The 19,390-nt window shown below is 64.3% G+C and carries 14 protein-coding genes; 11 read left to right on the top strand and 3 right to left on the bottom strand.

Translation table 11 applies throughout. The features are described 5' to 3' along the window. Positions 1-3: 3 nt before the first annotated feature. The 3 genes from icmH to tssJ all read right to left on the bottom strand — a co-directional run bounded on the left by icmH (position 4) and on the right by tssJ (position 2,828). Complete coding sequence (gene icmH, locus AC1DB0_RS22855; protein WP_428980480.1) at positions 4-783, bottom strand: type IVB secretion system protein IcmH/DotU; 780 nt, start codon at positions 781-783, stop codon at positions 4-6. A gap of 16 nt (positions 784-799) precedes the next feature. Then, positions 800-2,143: a type VI secretion system baseplate subunit TssK gene (tssK, locus tag AC1DB0_RS22850; protein ID WP_476758743.1), complete on the bottom strand. Its 1,344-nt coding sequence runs from the start codon at positions 2,141-2,143 to the stop codon at positions 800-802. Positions 2,144-2,210: 67 nt separating this feature from the next. Next, positions 2,211-2,828, bottom strand: a complete 618-nt coding sequence (gene tssJ / locus AC1DB0_RS22845; protein ID WP_082386884.1) for a type VI secretion system lipoprotein TssJ — start codon at positions 2,826-2,828, stop codon at positions 2,211-2,213. A 254-nt stretch (positions 2,829-3,082) separates the two neighbouring features. Between tssJ and AC1DB0_RS22840 the strand changes: the two genes are divergently transcribed. The 11 genes from AC1DB0_RS22840 (at position 3,083) to AC1DB0_RS22790 (ending at position 19,382) form a co-directional block, all read left to right on the top strand. Then, the gene (locus AC1DB0_RS22840) at positions 3,083-3,706 is read left to right on the top strand and encodes a tetratricopeptide repeat protein (RefSeq protein WP_254600652.1); all 624 of its coding nucleotides are present in this window, start codon (positions 3,083-3,085) and stop codon (positions 3,704-3,706) included. Between the two features lie 73 nt (positions 3,707-3,779). Further along, positions 3,780-4,295: a type VI secretion system contractile sheath small subunit gene (gene tssB, locus AC1DB0_RS22835; RefSeq protein WP_054420537.1), complete on the top strand. Its 516-nt coding sequence runs from the start codon at positions 3,780-3,782 to the stop codon at positions 4,293-4,295. Next, a complete protein-coding gene (gene tssC / locus AC1DB0_RS22830; RefSeq protein ID WP_054420538.1) occupies positions 4,288-5,781 on the top strand; it encodes a type VI secretion system contractile sheath large subunit in 1,494 nt (497 codons plus the stop codon). The genes tssB and tssC overlap by 8 nt, the downstream gene beginning before the upstream one ends. A gap of 45 nt (positions 5,782-5,826) precedes the next feature. Beyond that, a complete protein-coding gene (locus AC1DB0_RS22825) occupies positions 5,827-6,330 on the top strand; it encodes an Hcp family type VI secretion system effector (RefSeq protein WP_006226591.1) in 504 nt (167 codons plus the stop codon). Between the two features lie 68 nt (positions 6,331-6,398). Further along, positions 6,399-6,884, top strand: coding sequence for a type VI secretion system baseplate subunit TssE (tssE, locus tag AC1DB0_RS22820; protein WP_006226590.1), 486 nt, complete (start codon positions 6,399-6,401; stop codon positions 6,882-6,884). 48 nt (positions 6,885-6,932) lie between these two features. Continuing rightward, the gene (gene tssF / locus AC1DB0_RS22815; protein WP_346552238.1) at positions 6,933-8,771 is read left to right on the top strand and encodes a type VI secretion system baseplate subunit TssF; all 1,839 of its coding nucleotides are present in this window, start codon (positions 6,933-6,935) and stop codon (positions 8,769-8,771) included. Beyond that, on the top strand, positions 8,735-9,826 hold the full coding sequence (gene tssG, locus AC1DB0_RS22810; RefSeq protein WP_476757826.1) for a type VI secretion system baseplate subunit TssG: 1,092 nt from the start codon (positions 8,735-8,737) through the stop codon (positions 9,824-9,826). The genes tssF and tssG overlap by 37 nt, the downstream gene beginning before the upstream one ends. A 23-nt stretch (positions 9,827-9,849) precedes the next feature. After that, positions 9,850-12,582, top strand: coding sequence for a type VI secretion system ATPase TssH (gene tssH / locus AC1DB0_RS22805; RefSeq protein WP_476758742.1), 2,733 nt, complete (start codon positions 9,850-9,852; stop codon positions 12,580-12,582). A gap of 16 nt (positions 12,583-12,598) precedes the next feature. Continuing rightward, on the top strand, positions 12,599-15,298 hold the full coding sequence (locus AC1DB0_RS22800) for a type VI secretion system Vgr family protein (RefSeq protein WP_476757824.1): 2,700 nt from the start codon (positions 12,599-12,601) through the stop codon (positions 15,296-15,298). After that, positions 15,295-16,242, top strand: coding sequence for a hypothetical protein (locus AC1DB0_RS22795; protein ID WP_427948154.1), 948 nt, complete (start codon positions 15,295-15,297; stop codon positions 16,240-16,242). The genes AC1DB0_RS22800 and AC1DB0_RS22795 overlap by 4 nt, the downstream gene beginning before the upstream one ends. Next, on the top strand, positions 16,239-19,382 hold the full coding sequence (locus tag AC1DB0_RS22790; RefSeq protein WP_054420542.1) for a T6SS effector BTH_I2691 family protein: 3,144 nt from the start codon (positions 16,239-16,241) through the stop codon (positions 19,380-19,382). The genes AC1DB0_RS22795 and AC1DB0_RS22790 overlap by 4 nt, the downstream gene beginning before the upstream one ends. Positions 19,383-19,390: the final 8 nt, after the last annotated feature.

Raw genomic sequence — 19,390 nt, 5'->3', positions numbered from 1 at the left:
GGGCTACGGCAGCGAAATGGTCAGGTGCGCGGCGCGTGGACCCAGCTTGACGATGTCGTGATACGGCGCCATCGCGGTCTGCATTTCGCTGTTCAGAAAGTGGCCCATGCCCAGGAACGCCAGCAGGCCCAGCAGCGAAAACACCGCCATGATCGACCACAGCGGCACGTCGCGCTTGAGCGTGTGGGCCACTTTGTCGGGCAAGGGCCAGTGCGGCGCGAAGCCGGTGCGCTTGCCGCGCAGTAACGCAATTTCGTCGCCCAGGCGCGCAGTCAGATAGCCGAGCTTTTCCTGGCCTTCGATCAGGTACTTGCCCTGAAAACCCAGCAGCAGGCACATGTAATAGATCTCTAGCGATTGCAGGCGCGGCGCGCCTTGGGCACGCAGGTCTTCAAGGCGAGCGAAGAAATTCTCGCCGGCCAGTTGTTCGCCGAACAGCGTCAGCTGCAAGGGTTGCAGCATCCACGCATCACGAATGGCGAAGCGGGAATTCAAGACGGTTTCATCGACGGCCGCGCAGAAGGCGTACTTGGTGGCGTACACGTCTTCGGCGGGAATATCCATCTTCTTGGCGGCGCGCTCGTAGTCCGCCAGGAACTGCTGCACGCGCGCCGAGAAGGCGGCCGCATCGGTGGGCTCCTGTCCGCTTTTCACCAGGAACAACATCAAGAAGCCGTCGTACAACAGGTCCAGCAATGACTTGGCGGGGCGGCTGGCGTGAAAGTCGGCCGCGCGCGGGGGCAGGGTTGCGCCGGACATCAGGGAAGGGGTGTCAGCGGTCATGGCGGTGTCGTTCCTGTCAGCGAGTCACTGCGATCAAATCCAGCTTGAGTTCGGGAATGCCTGCGGGCGCATAGATGGCGATGCTGCGCGCTTGCAGCATGCGGTCGTACAGCGAGCCGCGCGTCTGCAAGGCGAAATAGACGGCGCCGGGCTTTACCGGCACGGCAGGCGGCACTTGCGGCGTGTAGGCCAGCGGCACGCCCGGCATGGCCGACAGCACGAGCTTGTCCACGTCTTCCGGCGCGCCCACCTTGAAGCRCATGGGCACGCTCTCGGAGAGTTCGGCGGCCGGCATCGCGGCCTGCACCGCCAGGTACAGCGAGGTGGTTTCGTCGAGCTTTTCGGAGTCGAGCCGGCCCATGTGGAACGAGGGCCGCAGTTCTTCGAGCACGATGGAGAAGTAGCGCGTGGAAATCACCGTTTCAAGCAGGTCGCGCAGAATCTCGTCCATGCGTGCAAACGCAGGGCCGGGCGCGTCGTGGCGATACACGGGCAGATCGGCCAGCGTGTGAACTTTCGAGAATGTCATCAACGCGCCGGCCAGCCGCGCCAGTTCCTGGAACAGGCGTTCAGGATGCAGCTGCGGATGATGGAACAGGTGCGAGAGCGTGGCGTAGGCTTCGTTGGCGGTATGCAGCAGCCAGAACGAGGCCACGTCGCCCGAGCGGAATTCAATGATGTTCTTGCTGGGTTCGCGATGAAACCCATAGAGCGCGTTGACCTTCGCTTGCAGCGCGTCGAGCAGGCGGCGCAGCTGTTCATGCAGCGCGCCCGAGGCCGTCAGCGACAGGCTGGGCGCGATGAATGTGCTGTCGAGTTCATAGCCCGCGCTGGCGGTGCGGCGCACGCGCGCAACAGGTATCGCCAGCAGTTCGTCGCGCGGTTCGAATTCGGAAATCAGGCGCACGTCTTTGCGCAGGAAGGCCAGTTCCGCGGTGGTGGCGCCGGTGTAGAGATCCGGCGCGGGCGTGTTGTTGTGCGTGTAGCGCGTGTCGAAACTCGCGGCCTGGCCATCCCGGTAATTGCCGCCAATGGCCTTGAGCGGATGAATCGCCAGATAGAACACCGCTTCGCTCACGCCATCCAGCGCAGTCAGCGCAACCGGGGGCGGCAGCTCATCGCCGTGGGGCGCGTTGTAGAGCTCGCCGTCTGGAAACACGGCGCTCATTTCGGTGGCGCGCAGCATGCCGTTGGCCAGCGCCGACGCATCAAAGCGCGCGGATCGCAACCCCCATGCATAAGGGTGCAGTGCGCGGGCCATCTCGGCCAGCCGGTCTTCGTGATACGCGTCCTGCCGCTGGAAATGCTGCGGCCGCAGGAACAATCCTTCGCCCCAAAGGACTTTGGCTGAATAACTCAAGTTGGCGCTCCCTCTCTTGTCTTTCTATGTCTATCTATATAGAAGGCGGGCGGCCGCGCAGTGCGCGTCAACCAGGGCACTGCACGCCGGATAAGCGTGCGGGGTCAAAGGTTGGTATGCCCGCCGGCAGTGTGGGTTTGCCAGTGGCGACTGTCAGCGCGCACGCATGCGCGCCTAAAACAATGCCACTGTCTTCCACACCGTCGACCTTGAATACGTACTTCCAACGCATTGGCGCGGGGGCGTAGAACAGCCCCGCGATCGCAATGTATTCCGCTTGTTTAGGGACCTTTTCCACGGTCTCGTAACGCTGGCCAGGTGTGAGTGTTAGCTCGCGTACGCCCAACACTGTTTCACCCAGCGCGGCTTTCTCTTGCGCAGTGTCTATCAATTGCGTGAGCGGTGCACGCTGGAATTGCTCAGGATTCTTCAGGTAGTATATTTTTGTAACGACAGCCATCGATTGCCCGCTGCTGGCATTCAAATTTTCTCCGGCGTGAATCGCTAATTTCACTTCCACAGGCGCGTTTTCAGGCTTTTTCAGGCCTGCCATCTCCATCGCATTACCGGTCAAACCGGCCACTGCGCCGATAGCCGAAACGGCCGCACATCCAGTAACGGCGGTGCTTGCAAGCGCGCAAGCCGCCACTGCGAACAAACGTGATAAATGGATATGTTTGGACATGGCCCTTTATACCGGAACTGTGTGAAGCAATACAGATCGCGGCATGATGAATGCAATTTCGATGCAAGTAACATGAAGACACGCGCTGTAGCGCGGTACTAACAAAAGGTTGTTGAAATACGGCCCCTAGTTACAACCTTGCTAGGTGCTTAAAAATGCCCTTTTCCCGCCTCGTTGTTATTGCTGGTGTTGTTGCAGTAATGGCCGGCTGTGCCACCGTCAAACCACAGTCGGAAGCTGAATTCAAACAATCCATGGACGCCGCGCAAAAGACGCTGGAGCAGAAGGGTGCTGACCAGGCTGTTGTGCAATTCGAAGAGATCGCGCAGCGCAATCCGTCCAAGGGCGAGCCCTGGTCTTACATCGCCAAGATTCGTTTTGACGAACAGAAGTATGGGCAGGCGATTGTTGCCGCCGATGAAACGCTGAGCCGCGACCCGCAGGACTTTGTCGCCAAGACCGTGCGCGCCGTGGGTGGCTTGCGCGTGGCGATGCAGTCGCTGGCGGACCTGCGCGCCGATGCGCTGTTGGCGGGCAACGCGCGTGCCGATGCGGTGGCGTTGGCCGAATCCATGCGCGAGACGCTGGGGCAGGATGTGCTGTTCCCTGAAGGCCGCCGCCCGCCGCCGCGTCCCCGCCAGCCTCCGCGCAAGGTGGACCCGGCGCCTGGCGCAGCCACCTCTGGCGCCGCAATCCCGGCCACTACGACTCCTGGCGCCGCAACCCCGTCATCGCAAGCCGCGTCGTCTGGCGCGGCCCCTGCCACCGTTCCCGCAGCACCCCCGGCGGCTCAGCCGTCGGCGCCTCAACCCGCTTCCCCGCCCGCCCAGCAGCCTAACCGCGCGCCGAATCCGTTCGGCGACCTGCTTACCAAGTGATTTGCCTGAGCGTGCGCCGCGCCATGCGGCGCACGCTTGACCGACAGACACGATCCTTTGCACGGAGCCTTCCATGGCCAAGAAAGAAAGCGTACAGAAACGATTGCAGAAAGTTCGTCCGCCGCGCGTTCAGCTCACGTATGACGTGGAGAAGGGCGACGCCATCGAACAGAAGGAGTTGCCCTTCGTGGTCGGGGTGGTGGGCGATTTCAGCGCGCAATCCGAGGCGGAACTGCCGCGTCTGAAGGACCGCAAATTCGTCAACATCGACGTCGATAATTTCGACGACGTGATGCGCGGGCTGGAACCGCGCGCGGCCTACCGCGTGAAGAACAGCCTGACGGACGAGGGCGGCACGTTCGGTGTCGACCTGAAGTTCCGCTCGATTGAAGACTTTCGTCCGGAAGCCGTGGTGCAGCAGGTGGACCCGCTGCGCGAGCTGCTGGACATCCGCACCAAGCTGGCCGACCTGCGCAACAAGCTTGCCGGCAACGACAAGCTTGAAGACCTGCTGGGCGAAGTGCTGACCAGCACCGAAAAACTGCAACAGCTGACCAGCGAGACCGACAAGGGAGGCCGCAATGAGTAATTCCGCCGCCGCACAGAACACCGCCGCCACATCGGCCGCGTCCGAGAACGGGCTGCTGGACCAGATCGTCGAGCAGAGCCGCGTCGCCAAGTCCACCGCCGAACATGACCGCGCGAAAGACATCATTGGCGAGCTGGTGCGTGAAGTGATGAAGGGCACCGTGGTCGTCTCCGACAACCTGTCGGCCATGCTGGATGCGCGCGTGGCCGAGCTGGACCGCCTGATCTCCGCGCAGCTGAGCGAAGTGATGCACGCGCCTGAATTCCAGAAGCTGGAGAGCACGTGGCGCGGCCTGCACTATCTGTGCCAGGAAACCGACACCAGCCCCATGCTGAAGATCAAGGTGCTGAACACGACCAAGCGTGACCTGGTTCGCGACTTCCAGACTGCGATCGACTTCGACCAGAGTCTGATGTTCAAGAAGGTCTACGAAGAAGAGTTCGGCACCTTCGGCGGCGCGCCGTTTGGCGCCTTGCTGGGCAACTTCGAGATCACGCGCCAACCCGAGGACATGTACTTCATCGAACAGATGTCGCACGTGGCTGCGGCGTCGCACGCGCCGTTCATCGCATCGGCGTCGCCCGAGCTGCTGGGGCTGGACAGCTTTGCTGACCTGGGCCGCCCGCGCGATCTGGCCAAGGTGTTCGACACCGTGGAATACACCAAGTGGCGCAGCTTCCGCGACTCGGAAGACTCGCGCTATGTCGGCCTGACGATGCCGCGCTTTCTGGGCCGCCTGCCGTATGACCCGGTGGAAGGCACGACGGTCGAAGGCTTCAACTTCGTCGAAGACGTGGATGGCACCGACCATTCGAAGTACCTGTGGTGCAACGCCGCGTGGGCGTTCGGCGCGCGCCTGACGGCCGCGTTTGCGGACTTTGGCTGGTGCGCGGCCATCCGTGGCGTGGAAGGCGGCGGCCTGGTTGAGAACCTGCCCACGCACACGTTCAAAACGGACGACGGCGAAATTGCACTGAAGTGCCCGACCGAAATCGCCATCACCGACCGCCGCGAAAAGGAACTGAGCGATCAGGGCCTGATCCCGCTGGTGCACTGCAAGAACTCGGATTACGCGGCCTTCTTCGGCGCCCAATCGGTGCAGAAGGCCAAGAAGTACAACACGGACAGCGCCAACGCCAACGCGGTGTTGTCGGCGCAGCTGCAATACATCTTCTCGGTATCGCGCGTGGCGCACTACCTGAAGGCGATGATGCGCGACAAGATCGGCAGCTTCGCATCGGCGCAGTCCGTAGAGAGTTTCCTGAACCGCTGGGTGTCGCAGTACGTGCTGCTGGACGACAACGCGACGCAGGAACAAAAAGCGCAGTTCCCGCTGCGTGAAGCTTCGGTGCAGGTGGCCGAGGTCCCGGGACGTCCTGGCGTCTTCCGTGCCGTGGCGTTTTTGCGGCCGCATTTCCAGCTTGACGAACTCTCGATCTCGTTGCGCCTGGTTGCCGAACTGCCGGCCCAGGCCCAGAAATCCTGAGCGTCATTGCACTGACAACTTATCCATTAAAAGAGGTTATCAACAATGAAGGACATCTACGTCAAGTTCGGCAATCCGGCGCTCAAAGGCGAGTCGCAAGACAAGGACCACCCGGATTGGATCGAAGTCAGCTCGTGGCGCCACGAGATCATCCAGCCGCGTTCGGCCACCGCTTCGACCTCGGGCGGGCACACCGCCGAGCGTACCGAACATGGGGAAATGGTCTTCACCAAGGACCTGGATGTGGTCAGCCCGCTGCTGTATCAGCACGCCTCGGGCGGCACCACCTTTGACGAAGTCACCATCGACTTCCTGCGCGCCGACGGTGAAGGCAACCGCGTCAAGTACCTGGAAATCAAGCTGAAGTACGTGATCATCGCGCGCGTGGCGCCCGAAGTGGTGGCCGAAGGGCTGCCGCACGAGTCGTTCTCGCTGAAGTACGCCGCCGTGCAATGGAAGTACACGCAGCAGAAGGTGGGCGGCAACCAGGGCGGTAACGCCCAGGGCGCCTGGAGCCTGACCAAGAACGACAAGACCTACTCGGTCTGATCGCGGCTGCGCTGGCAAGAAGACCGCGGCCCGAGCCGGGTCGCTGTCTTTTTTTATTTGAGGCCCGGATGAAAGGATTCGAACCGAGTCTGTTCGACAAGCTGTTCGAAGGCGAGGGCCAGTCGCCCTATGCCCTGCGGCGCTTGTCGATCGAGGAAATGAAGGAGACGGTGGCGCGCGACATCGAGGCCTTGCTGAACACCCGCATGGTGTTCACCGAGGAAGACCTGCGGCGTTACCCAAATTGCCAGCGGTCGTTGTTGACGTACGGGCTGTCGGATTTTTCCGGCCTGAGTCTGGCCAGCCACTACGACCGCGAGTTCATCTGCCGTTCGCTGGAACAGGCGATTGCGCGGCACGAACCGCGGCTGACCCATGTGCGGGTGATGCTGCAGGTGGATAGCCGGGCGACGTCGGTACTGTACTTCGCCATCACGGCCATGCTGGATGTGGGGCCCGCCCACGAACCCGTGACCTTTGATGCGACGTTGCAGCCGTCGACCTTGCAGTACTCCGTCACCAAAGGCTGGGCCAAGAGCCCGGCCACGGTCTGACGCAACACCCATCGCTCATGCGCTGGCGCGCTGGAAAGGAAGACATCAATGGAAGAATTGCTGCCTTATTACGAGCGCGAACTGGGTTTTCTGCGCACCTCGTCGCGCGATTTCGCCGAACGCTATCCGAAGATCGCGGCGCGTCTGGGGTTGTCGGGCGAGACCTGCGAAGACCCGCACGTCGAACGCATGATCGAGTCGTTCGCACTGCTGAGCGCCCGCATCAACAAGAAGCTGGACGACGACTACCCCGAATTCACTGAAGCGCTGTTCGAGGTGATGTACCCGCACTATCTGCGGCCGTTTCCGTCGTGCAGCGTGGCCCAGTTCGACCTGGGCGGCGCGGGCGCGCAACTGACCGCGCCCGTGCGCATTGCGCGCGGCACGGAATTGAAATCGCATCCGGTGCGTGGCGTGTCGTGCCGCTTTCGCACGGCGTACGAGGTGACGCTGGCGCCCGTGGAAGTGCAGCGCGCGGGCTTTGTGTCCAGCGCCAATGCGCCGGCCACCGCCAAGCTGCCCGCCGGCGTCACCGGCCGCTTTGCGGTCACGTTGGGATGCCAGGGTGAAAACCAGCACTTCGGCATGCTGGGTGTGGATAAGCTGCGCGTGTACTTGCACGGCGAGCCGTCGTTCGTGGCGGCGCTGCGCGACGCGCTGTTCCTGCGCACGGCGGCGGCATATGTTGAGCTGCAACCGGGCCGGTGGGACCGCTTGCCCGCGATTCCGCTGGCGCAAGTCGGCCTGGCGGAAGACGACGCGCTGATTGATTTTCCGGCCAGCTCGCATCCGGCCTACCGGCTGCTGGCCGAGTACTTCGTCTTTTCCGAGAAATTCAATTTCGTCGATATCGATCTGGCGGCGTTGCGCCCGTATCTGGGTACGGTGCGCCAGTTCACGCTGCATCTGCCGGTAAGCGGCCTGCGCGCGGATTCGAACACGGCGCGGCTGCTGGAATCGACGTCGGCCGACAATCTGCGGCTGGGCTGCACGCCGGTGGTGAACCTGTTCACGCAGCGCGCAGACCCCATCCGCGTGACGCATGCGGCAGCGTCGTATCCGGTGGTGGCCGATGCGCGCCGCGCCTACGGCTACGAGGTTTATTCCATCGACCGCGTGCGCCAGGTGCGGCAGAACGCACAGGGCGATGCGGTGGTGGACTTCCGGCCGTTCTATTCCCTGCATCACGGCGAATCACCCGAGGCCGCCGGCCATTACTGGACGATGCGGCGCGACGCCGCGATGGCGCAACGCAGCCCCGGGTACGAGACCGAGATTTCCATCGTCGATATCGACTTCGACCCGATGGTGCCGCAAACCGAAACGCTGAGCCTGGACCTGACCTGCACCAATCGCGACCTGCCGTCGCAGATTGCGGTGGGGCAGTCAGGCGGCGACTTGTTCCTGGAAGGCGGCACCGTTGCGCGCAGCATCCGCATGCTGCGCCGGCCGACGAACTCGCACCGTTTCCAGCAGGGCCGCGCCGCGCACTGGCGGCTGATTTCGCATCTGGCGCTGAACCATTTGTCGCTGGTGCAAAGCGGTTTGCCCGCGCTGAAGGAAACGCTGCGCCTATACGACCTGTCGGGCTCGCCGGTGGCGGCGCGTCAGATTGAAGGGCTGGTTGGCCTGGACTACAAGCCGGCTACGCACTGGATGCCGGGCGAGCCGTTCGCAACCTTTGTGCGCGGCATCGAAATCCGCCTGACCGTCAACGAAGACCATTTTGTGGGCACGAGCCTGCACACCTTCGTGGCGGTCATCAACCGATTCTTTGGCCTTTACGTGCACGCCAACAGCTTCGTGCAACTGGTTGTGCTGTCGCGCCGTGGCGCAGAGGAACTTCTACGATGCCCCCCATGCAACGGCGACGCCATCCTAGCGTGATGGACACGCTGCTGGCTGAGCCGCAGCGTTTCAAGTTTTTCCAAGCGGTGCGCCTGCTTGAACAGTGCTTTGCAAAGCAGGAGCGCGGCGCGACGCGCCATACCGTGCCGGTGCACCTGCGCTTTCCCAATTCGCCGGGGCTAGGTTTTCCGCCCAGTGAAATTGTTGACGCCGTGGCCTACGACAAGAACGGCGACGTGCTGGAGGACGAGGCTTCACGCAAGGCAGCGGTAGCCGAAGGGCGGTTGGGCCGAGTGGATCTGACACCCGCCTTCTTCGGCCTGCTGGGCGCGCAAGGGGCATTGCCGCTGCACTATTCCGAGATGCTGGCGAACCGGGAAAGCCTGCGCCGCGACCGGGGCGCGCGCGCGTTCTTCGACATCTTTTCGAACCGGGCGGCGGCGCTTTTCTATGCGGCCTGGAAGAAGTACCGCATGCCGCTGCGGCACGAGACCGAGCAAGACCATCATTACCTGCCGCTCTTGCTGGCGTTGGGCGGCATCGGGCATCCGGCGCTGCGCGACCGCCTGCACAACGGCAAGGGCCGGGTGTTTGATGAGTCCGTCGCGCACTACGCCGCGGCGGCACGCCAGCGGCCCGTGTCGGCGCCTTTCCTGCAACGCGTGTTGCAGGATTACTTCGGCGTGCCGCTGCGTGTTGAACAGTTTGTGGGCCGCTGGTATGACGTGCCGCCGCAGAACCGCACGCAGCTGGGCCAACCGGGCGCGGTGCTGGGCGTGTCGGCGTTGGCGGGCGATCGCATCTGGCAGCGCGACCTGCGCATCCGGTTGTGGATTGGCCCCTTGTCAGGTCAGGCCTTCTCGGACTTTCTGCCGGGCGGCGAGCGCGCGCAGGCCCTGGAAAAGCTGCTGACGATGTTTGGCGGCATGACGTTCGAATACGAAGTCCGGCTGGTGATGGCCCGCGAAAGCGTCACCCCCAGCCAGCTGGGCGCGGGCGGCGACGTGCGGCTGGGCTGGAATTCGTTCCTGTGCAGCGGCCCGGCCGAGTCGGATCGCGACGACGCCAGCTACGAACTGCACACCATTCACTGATCCTTAAAACCACATAGACACTCATGGCCACACCGCTGAAGACGTTGATCGGGAAGTTGAACCAGACCTGCCGCCAGGCCGCCGAGCGCGCCGCCAGCCTGTGCATGGCGCAAGGCCATTACGAGGTGGATCTGGAGCATCTGTTTCTGGCGCTGCTGGAGAAGCCGGCCAGCGATGTCAGCATCATCGCGCGGCGTTGCCACATTCATACCGACGCGCTGGAGGCCGACCTGAAGGCGGAAATCAGCCGCTTCAAGAATGGCAATACGCGCACGCCGGTGTTTTCGGCGCACCTGCCCAAGCTGTTTGAACACGCGTGGCTGATTGCGTCGCTGGACACGCAGACGACGCGCATCCGTTCCGGGCATTTGCTGTTGGCGCTGCTGACCGAACCCGATCTGGCCCAGCTGGCGCGCCGGGGTTCACCCTTGTTCGAGTCGTTCCGGCTGGACGAACTGAAGCATGACTTCGCCGCGCTGACCGAAGGGTCGGAAGAGGCGGGCCAGGCGGTGGGCTTTGCCGATAGCGCTGCGCCACAAGGCGACGCGGGGCAGCCAGCGCCGGGGCTATCGCAATCCCCCGCGCTGGACCAATACACCACCAACCTGACCGAGCGCGCGCGCGAAGGCAAGATTGACCCGGTGATTGGGCGCGATGCCGAAATCCGCCAGATGATCGACATTCTGACGCGGCGGCGGCAGAACAACCCCATCCTGACCGGCGAGGCGGGCGTGGGCAAGACGGCGGTGGTGGAAGGCCTGGCGCTGCGCATCGTGGCCGGCGACGTGCCGCCCGCCCTGGCGGATGTGACCTTGCGGGTGCTGGACATGGGCTTGCTGCAAGCGGGCGCTAGCGTCAAAGGCGAATTCGAAAATCGCTTGAAGAACGTGATCGACGAGGTCAAGAAAAGCCCGTCGCCCATCATCCTGTTCATTGACGAAGCGCACACCATGATTGGCGCGGGCGGGCAGGCGGGTCAGAACGACGCCGCCAACCTGCTCAAGCCCGCATTGGCGCGCGGCGAGCTGCGCACCATTGCCGCCACTACGTGGAGCGAATACAAAAAATACTTCGAGAAGGACGCGGCGCTGGCTCGCCGCTTCCAGGTCGTGAAGGTGGAAGAGCCCGACGAAACGCTGGCTGCATCCATGCTGCGCGGCATGGCGCCATTGATGGAGCGCCATTTTGGCGTGCGCATTCTGGACGAAGCAATCAGCGCGGCGGCCCGCTTGTCGCACCGCTACATCACCGGCAGGCAGTTGCCCGACAAGGCGGTCAGCGTGCTGGACACGGCCTGCGCGCGCGTGGCGTTGGGCCGCAGCGCCACGCCGGCACTGATTGATGATGCGCGCCATCGCCTGACGCGTTTGCGCACGGAACAGGCGGCGCTGCGCCGCGAAGCCGCGACCGGTGCGCCGCATGCGCGTCTGGCCGAACTGGATCAGGAGATTGCGGCGGTTGAGCAGACGCTGGCTGATGCCGAGGCGCGCCACGCGGCGGAGACGGGCTTGGTGGAACGCATCCACGCGTTGCGCGCCGAGCTGGAAGCGCAGGGGCAGGATGCGCAGGGGCTGGACACGGCCTTGGCCGAAGGTGCTGCACCGTCGGCTGCACCGTCGGCTGCGCCTGCTTCGAAGCGCAAGTCCGCCGCACCGGCGTTATCGCCTGAACAACAACGCCTGGCCGGTTTGATGGATGAGTTGCGCGCGCTGCAAGGCGAACAGCCGCTGGTGCCGGCCTGCGTGGACGCGCAGATCGTGGCCGAGATCATTTCCGCTTGGACCGGCATTCCGCTGGGCCGCATGGTCAATGATGAAATCCGTACCGTGCTGCAATTGCAGCCGATGCTGGCGGAACGCGTGATTGGCCAGGACCACGCGCTGCATGCCATCGCGCAACGGGTGCGCACGGCGCGCGCCGGTCTGGAAGACCCGGACAAGCCGAAGGGCGTGTTCATGTTCGTGGGGCCGTCGGGCGTGGGCAAGACCGAGACCGCGCTGGCCCTGGCCGACATTCTGTACGGCGGCGAGCGCAAGCTGGTCACGATCAACATGAGCGAGTATCAAGAGGCCCACAGCATCTCGGGCCTGAAGGGTTCGCCGCCAGGCTATGTGGGCTACGGCGAAGGCGGCGTGCTGACCGAAGCCGTGCGGCGTCAGCCCTATAGCGTGGTGCTGCTGGATGAAATTGAAAAGGCCCACCCCGATGTGCTGGAGCTGTTCTTTCAGGTGTTCGACAAGGGCGTCATGGATGACGCCGAGGGCCGGGAGATTGATTTCCGCAACACGCTGATCATCCTGACGTCGAACRTGGGTTCCAGCACCATCATGCAAGCCTGCTTGAACAAGCCCGCCAGTGAACGGCCGTCGCCCGATCAGTTGTCGGAACTGTTGACGCCGCAGCTGTACAAAGCGTTCAAGCCTGCGTTCCTGGGCCGCATGAAGACCATTCCCTATTTTCCGGTGGATGACGATGCGCTGGCGCACATCATCGGGCTGAAGCTCGGCCGCATCGCGCGCCGGGTGCAAGCCACGCACCGCGCCACGTTCGAATGGGACGATGCGCTGGTCGAAGCCGTGCTGGCGCGTTGCACCGAAGTGGATACCGGTGCGCGCAACGTCGACCACATTTTGAACGGAACGCTGTTGCCCGAAATCGCCGAGCAGGTGCTGAGCCGCATGGCGCAGGGTGAAGCCATCGCCAAGATCCGCGTGGGCGCGGGCAAGAACGGCGACTTCCGTTTTCGCATGAGCTGACGCAGGAGACGCCGACATGGCTCTTGAACTCGCCGCCGCCAGCCTGTTGGGCGCAGGCTTCACCCAAGCGGATCGCCTGCTTGATCTGAGCACGCCGTTGGGCCAGGACAAGCTGCTGGCGGAACGGCTTCAAGGCACCGAGCAACTGAGCGATGGCGGCTTTGCCTTGCAGGTGGATGCGCTGTCTGATGACGCGCACATTCCGCTGAAGTCGTTGATCGGCCAGCCGGTGCAGGTGACGTTGCAGACGGCCTTGGGCCGGGATGAGCGCCGCGTTTGGTGCGGCCTGGTATCGGAAGCCCGCTTTGATGGCGCCAACGGCGGCTTTGCGCGCTACCGCTTGCGCATCGAACCGTGGCTGGCCTTGTTGCGGCAGCGGCGTGACAGCTATGCGTTCCAGGACTTGTCGGTGATCGACATCGTTGACAGCGTATTTGGCGACTACAACAGCCAGGGCGCGGTGGCGCCACAGTGGCGTTGGGAAGTGAAAGACCGTGACGCGTATGCCAAGCGCAGCCTGACCATCCAGTACCGCGAAACCGACTACGCCTTTGTGGAACGATTGCTGGCGGAAGAAGGGCTGTTTTATTGGGTGGAGCACGAAGCCGGCGAAGGCGAGCCGGGCACCCATACCGTCGTCATCGCCGACCACAACGGCGCGTTTGAAACCGGCCCGCAAGAAAGCGTGAAGTTCCAGCGCGCGGACGCCACTGAAACCGAAGACACCATCCAGACCTGGCGCCAAAGCCGCACGTGGCGCACCAACGCCGTGCGCCTGGCCACGTGGGACTACCGCGCGATGCAGGCACGCAAGGTCAGCGCGCAGGTGGATGACAAATTGCCGAATGCCATGGAGCTGGCCGATTCTGATTACCCCGGCCAATACCTGTTCGAAGATGGCGGCCAAGGCGAGCGTCTGGCGCATAACGCGCTGGCCGCGCAACGCGTGCGGCAGTCGCTGTACGAAGGCGAAGGCACGGTGCGCACGCTGGCGCCCGGCCAGCGCTTTACGTTGACGGGCCATTGGGGGCCGTCGCAAGGCGAGGGGGCCGATTTTGTGGTGCTGCGCATGCACCACGACGCCCGCAACAATTTCGATGAAAGCCTGGGCGCGGCGGTGACGCAGGCGTTGGGTGCAGCGGGCGAGCCGCAGGACGGCGATGCGGATTTCTATCGCAATCGGTTCGAGGCCATTGCCGCCACGCTGGAATACCGGCCCAGCACGGTGGATGGCCATGGCGCGCGGCTGCATCCGCGGCCCACGGTGCATGGCTCGCAGACCGCGTTGGTGGTGGGAGCGGGTGACCCGGTCTATACCGACCGCGACCACCGCATCAAGATCCAGTTTCATTGGCAGCGCGGCAGCGCCTCCAGCAATCGCCAAGACCATCCGGCAGGGGCCGACAATGCGCCCGCCAGCGAGGCCTTAGGCACCTGGGTACGCGTGGCGGAACCCGTTGCCGGGTCGGACTGGGGCGGGCATTTCGTGCCGCGTCTGGGGCAGGAAGTGCTGGTGCAATTCCTGCATGGCGATATCGACCGCCCGGTGGTGGTGGGCGCGCTGTACAACGGCGCAGGCACGGATAACGCGGCGAACAATCAGGTGCAAGGTGGCGCGGCCAAGGCCACCGGCAACGCACCCGCGTGGTTCGCGGGCAGCGAGGCAGGCCATGCGCACAACGTGGTGATGTCGGGTTTCAAGACGCAGGCGCTCGCTGAAAGCGGGCAAGGCATGGGCGGCTATAACCAGCTGGTGCAGGACGACACGCCGGGGCAGTCGCGGTTGACGGCGTCGACCACGCAAGCCGAAGCGCGGCTGAACCTGGGCCATCTGAAGCAGCAGCGCGATAACGAACGCTTGTCGGATCTGGGCCATGGCGCGGAGCTCGCGACGAGCGAAGCGCTGGCGCTGCGGGCGGGCGAAGGCCTGCTGATCAGCGCGGATAAGCGCGAAGGCGCGGCGGGTGGTTTGCTGGATAGCGAAGAGGCCATCCAGCAGATGGAGAAAGCCATCGAGCAGGCAAACGAGCTGTCGGCCACGGTGGTGCGGCAGGAAGCGCTGCTGCCGGGCGATAGCGAGAAGACACGGCCGCTGAACGAGCTGGACGCGGTGCGCAAGGTGATGGAAGGCACGAAGGGTGAAGAAGGCGTCAACGTGCCCGCCTACACGCTGCCGCACATCCAGGTGAGCGCGCCCAAGGGCATTGGCCAATACACGCCGAAGAACGCGTACACGGTGGCGGGCACCACGCTGTGCCAGGTTGCGCCGGATGTGAACTGGGCGGCGGGTGCGAACCTGGCGGTGTGCGTGGCGCAGGGCGTGGTGCTGTTCACGAAGGGGCTGGGCGGCAGCGGCCGCGCGGTGGAGGAGCAAGGCATTCGTTTGCATGCCGCAGGCGGCAAGCTGCGCTTGCAGAGCCAGAAGGCCCGCATGCGCCTGGCGGCCGAGAAGGCGGTGACCTTGGTGTCGGCGCAGGGTGCGGTGGATGTCAACGCGTCAAAGAAAGTACTGGCCACGGCGGCGGGCGCCTATATGCGCATCGAGGGCGGCGGTATTCAGCTGCATGCGCCGGGCAAGGTTGAACTGAAGGCGGGCGTGCATAGCTGGGTGGGGCCGCAAAGCGGAACCGGCCCCGCGCAGCCGCCGCAGGGCGATATGGAAGGCTGCGCCGCCGCGCTCGAAGACGCGGCCGGCAGCGGCGCATTGGCGGCATGACGATGACCAGGATGCCGGGCAGTCCTCACCAAGCAACGGCGCGCGCCGAAGACCGTGTTGAACGCGCCATCGCCGGTTTGCGCGCGGTGCTGGATGGCCGCGCCAACCGCCGCGTGCTGCTGCTTTGCGATTCGACGCTGGCCGATCCGCTGGCGGAAGATATCGCCACGGCGGGACTCGCGCGGCGCGAGGTCAATCTGATTTCCCAAGGTGCGGCCGCGCCGCCGTTGTATCTGGCCGAGGTGCCGGATGAGATCCGCCATGAACGCCTGATCAACGCCAGCATCCGCTTGGCCGTGGACGAAGCCATGCGCGCCGCGCCTGCGGCCAAGCGGCCGCGGTCAATGTCGGCATGGCTGGCCACCGACTTGCCGTTGGCGGAAGTGGCGCAGCGTCTGATCCTGCGCGCGCGGCTGCGCGACGCGCAAGGCCGCGTGCGCATCCTGCGGTTCTGGGACCCGCGCACGACTCAATATCAAAGCGAGCTGTATGCCGGGACGGTGCCAGCGTCGTGGATACCGGGCGTGACCTGGATGTCTGTGGACGGATTCGCGCGTTGGCAGGTGTTGCCGGACACGCCCGGCCCGATGCAGACCGTGACGCCAGAGTGGCCGCGATTGGCACGCCTGGGCCGTATCAACGCCGTGCTGCAACGGCTGAACGCGGACGGGCTGTGCTGGGGGCCGTCGGTGCTGGACGCGGTGCGGCGTGCGTTGGATGCCGGGGCGGCTTGCGGCATGGATGACGATGACGACGTGGCGCTATTCGCCGCCTGGCGCGTGCGCCTGGATGCGCCGCTGGAACAGGCGCCATCGTTTGCGGCCCTGCTGCGCGAAGTGCGTGAAGAGGGCGGCCATTTGCGCAACGCCGCGCAAGACATGGAAGACGAAGATTGGGAGCGGTTTGCGCAGGAAGCGCAAGCGCAGGAGGACTTGCAAGCATGACGACTGACTACGACGCGCTGCCCTGCAAGGGCAAGTTCTGCGGCCGGCCGGGCCTGCCCATCCTGCCGATGCGGATTTCGTATGTTCCCGGCGGCAAGAATGATCTGCCCGATGGGGTCTACACGGACCCCGAGCTCTACTACGAGACCATGCGCCAGGGCGCGTACATGTTGCGCGCGATCACAGCAGGCTATGTGTATATCTGGGACCCGCGCCGCAGCTACGGCTGGCGCGCGTTCGCCGCCACCGCGACGGGGCAGATGAAGGAAGTGCCGGTGGATGACGACGACCGGCCGTCCCAGCAGCCGACGTTCACGTGCACGCGCGAGGGGCATGGCCTGGAATCTGCCTTGATCAATGTGGAGGCGCCGGCCAACGCGTCGCGCACGGTGTGGGTCGGCTATTCCCGCGTATGGTGGACGCGCGATATACGCCAGGCGCTGGTGCGGGACGACAGGTGGCGCAAGAAGGTCATGCTGGAGCTGGATGCGAAGGCGGTGTGGGCGGGGGGCCACCCCGATCCGCTGGCTGGCTACCGCGTGGCCGAAAACGGCGCGAATCTGGCGAAGCACTCCATCGAATTTCGCGATGCGGCTGGGGCGGCCACCTTGTTTGCCAATACGCTGACGCCGGGCACGAACGTGTTCGGCGGAAAGGCCGCGGAAATGGCGGAGAAGATGCGTCAGATGACGCCCAAGGGCGGCATCGTGCTGGCGCTGCGTGATCCGGTGGGCGTGCTGGCGGACGTATCGACGTGGCGCAACAAGCGCATGGGCGACCTGGCCGACCATCACATGGAGCCGACCCGTCTGCGCGAAGTAGGAGTGGCGCAGATCATCAAGGGTCTGGAAAAGCAGATGGACGCTGGCGGTGACGAAGTCAAACGGATGCGCGAGCGTGTCGACGTTGGCAAGGTCAATAAAACGCTAAGCGACAACACCGCAGCCATCAGCCGGATGAAGGCCCTGATCGATGGCGCCGCCCGGGACTGGACGTGGTGGTATGGCCGCGAGTCGTTCTGGGTGACGCTGAAGACCTATTCGCCCAAGGATGACGCGGCGGGCGTGCGCCTGGAAGATGACATGGCGCTGTGCGTGGATGGCGCCGGGGCGGTGGAGTGCGAGCACAAGGCAATCGACGATTCACTGAAGGACGACGATACGGACGGGATGTACGAGGCGATGTGGCGCGGGATGGCCTCGAACGATGGCGAGCTGCTGGCCTTCTTGCAGAAAGAGGCCAAGGGCAAGCTATCGAAAGAGATCTCGAAAGTTCGCAAGATGGTCAAGAGCTACAACGATTGGCTGACCAAGCGGCGGGCGCAAGGCTTGCCGACGCCGATCACGCCGGTGCGGGCCGCCACGACCGCGATTGGCCGGTTTATCGCCACCCAGCTATTGCGGCTGCAATTGGCGCGCGACCCCATTGCGGAGCGGGTCGCCGCGCGCGTGACGTTCACGATGGCCGCACGCATGAACACCGTGATGGTGGTTCGAACCCATACGACAACGGTTCCCAGGCTGATCGCGGATATGCACCAGATCATCTGGGAACCGAACCCCCGGGCGATGGCGGTGATTGCGGGCGGTGGCATGAACGCGACGCAGCACATGCAGGCCGGGTGGATCGGCACGCAGTCCGAGGCATCGCGGCCGGTCACGATGAACTACATCATTCCGCAAGAGGTCGACGCGCAGCTCAATGCGCCACCGCCGACCGGGGCTCGGCCCGGCGCGGGGACGAGGCCTCCGCTGGGGCTGCCCGCGCCACCGACGGTGCTGGCGCTGCCCGCCCCCACGATGTCGCCGATGGCCGGGCTGCTCAAATGGGCCAAGTCGCGAGATGGCGCCAACGCCGGGGCGACGGGCGTGATGGCGCTGGTGGCGATTTACTCGTCGGTGTCGGATTTGCGAGCGGCGCAGGTGGTTGCGGATGGCAAGAAAGAACGCAAGGCGTGGTTCGGCATCACCTCCGGCATGCTGGGGGTGGGCAGCGTGGCGATCGAAGTCACCGCGGGGGCGATCGGTGCGCGCGTGGGCACCAACACGGCGTTCACGATGAACTTGCAATTGAACATGCGCTTGGCGACGTTCCGAACGGCAGGCGCCGTGTTTGCAACGGCGGCAACCCTGGTGGACAGCACGAACAATGCGCTCAGCGCCATCGACCAGTACGACGTCCACAACTACGAAGCGGGCGGCGCGTATGCGACGTCGTCGGCGTTTCTGCTGATGTCAGGCCTGACGGGCGTAGCGACGGCGGTGATCGCTGTGGGCGGGGCGTTCAGCACGGCAGGCGTCGTGGCGGGCGCGGGCGGGTTCGGCGGGGCGATGGTCGGGCTGACCAGCGGCGGCTCGGTGCTGCTGGGTATTCCGGTGTGGGGCTGGATCGCACTGGGCCTGTGCTTGTTGGCGGCCGGCCTGTATTTCAAATTCTGGGGCGACAGCGCGACCGACAACGAGCTGGAGGTCTGGTATACGCGCTGCTGCATGCGGTCATCGGAATACGAAGGCGTGGAAGGGCGCGAGCTGTATGCGACCCGCGAAGACGAGCTGGAAGATTTCAACCGGGCCGTGTTCGGCGTGCGCGTGATGCTGCAATGGTATGGGTTCACGGGCGGCGAACTGTTCGGCCGCGACCGGGTGGTGCTAGAGGTGGTGATGCCCGGCTATACCCAGAACAGCGACTACGCCTACAACCTCAAACTTATCGGCCCGGGCATCAGCGTGGTGGTGGCCAGTAAAGGGTCGATGCGTGCGCAAGACCCGGACTTGCAGCCGCGCGGCGCGTCGCAAGCGCAAATGGTGGCGGGCCGGCCAGACCCTGAAACCTGGGCCGACCGCGTGGACAAGTACGTTGATAACTTGAGCGCTCGGCCAGGGTGGGCGGATATCTGGCGCTGGATACGCAAGGACCGCAGCCAATCCGTTGAATTCACGAGCAAGCCTTGGGACGATTCGGTCCAATTTCAGATTCATAATGGCTACGCGGTGTTGCGCACGGAAGTGCTGGTGGATGACGACATCTTCACGGAAGCGCTCATCAAGATTGAGTTTTGGCCTGACCCGGAACGCATGCCGGATATTCGGTCGCTGCCGGTAGGCGGCGCGGGCACGAATGTCGTGAAAGCGACTAATTGAGAAGGCTT

The organism is Achromobacter sp. 10T422, from assembly GCF_056394065.1.
Note: the sequence above shows the minus strand (reverse complement) of the source record. Positions and strands in the feature narration are given on the sequence as shown.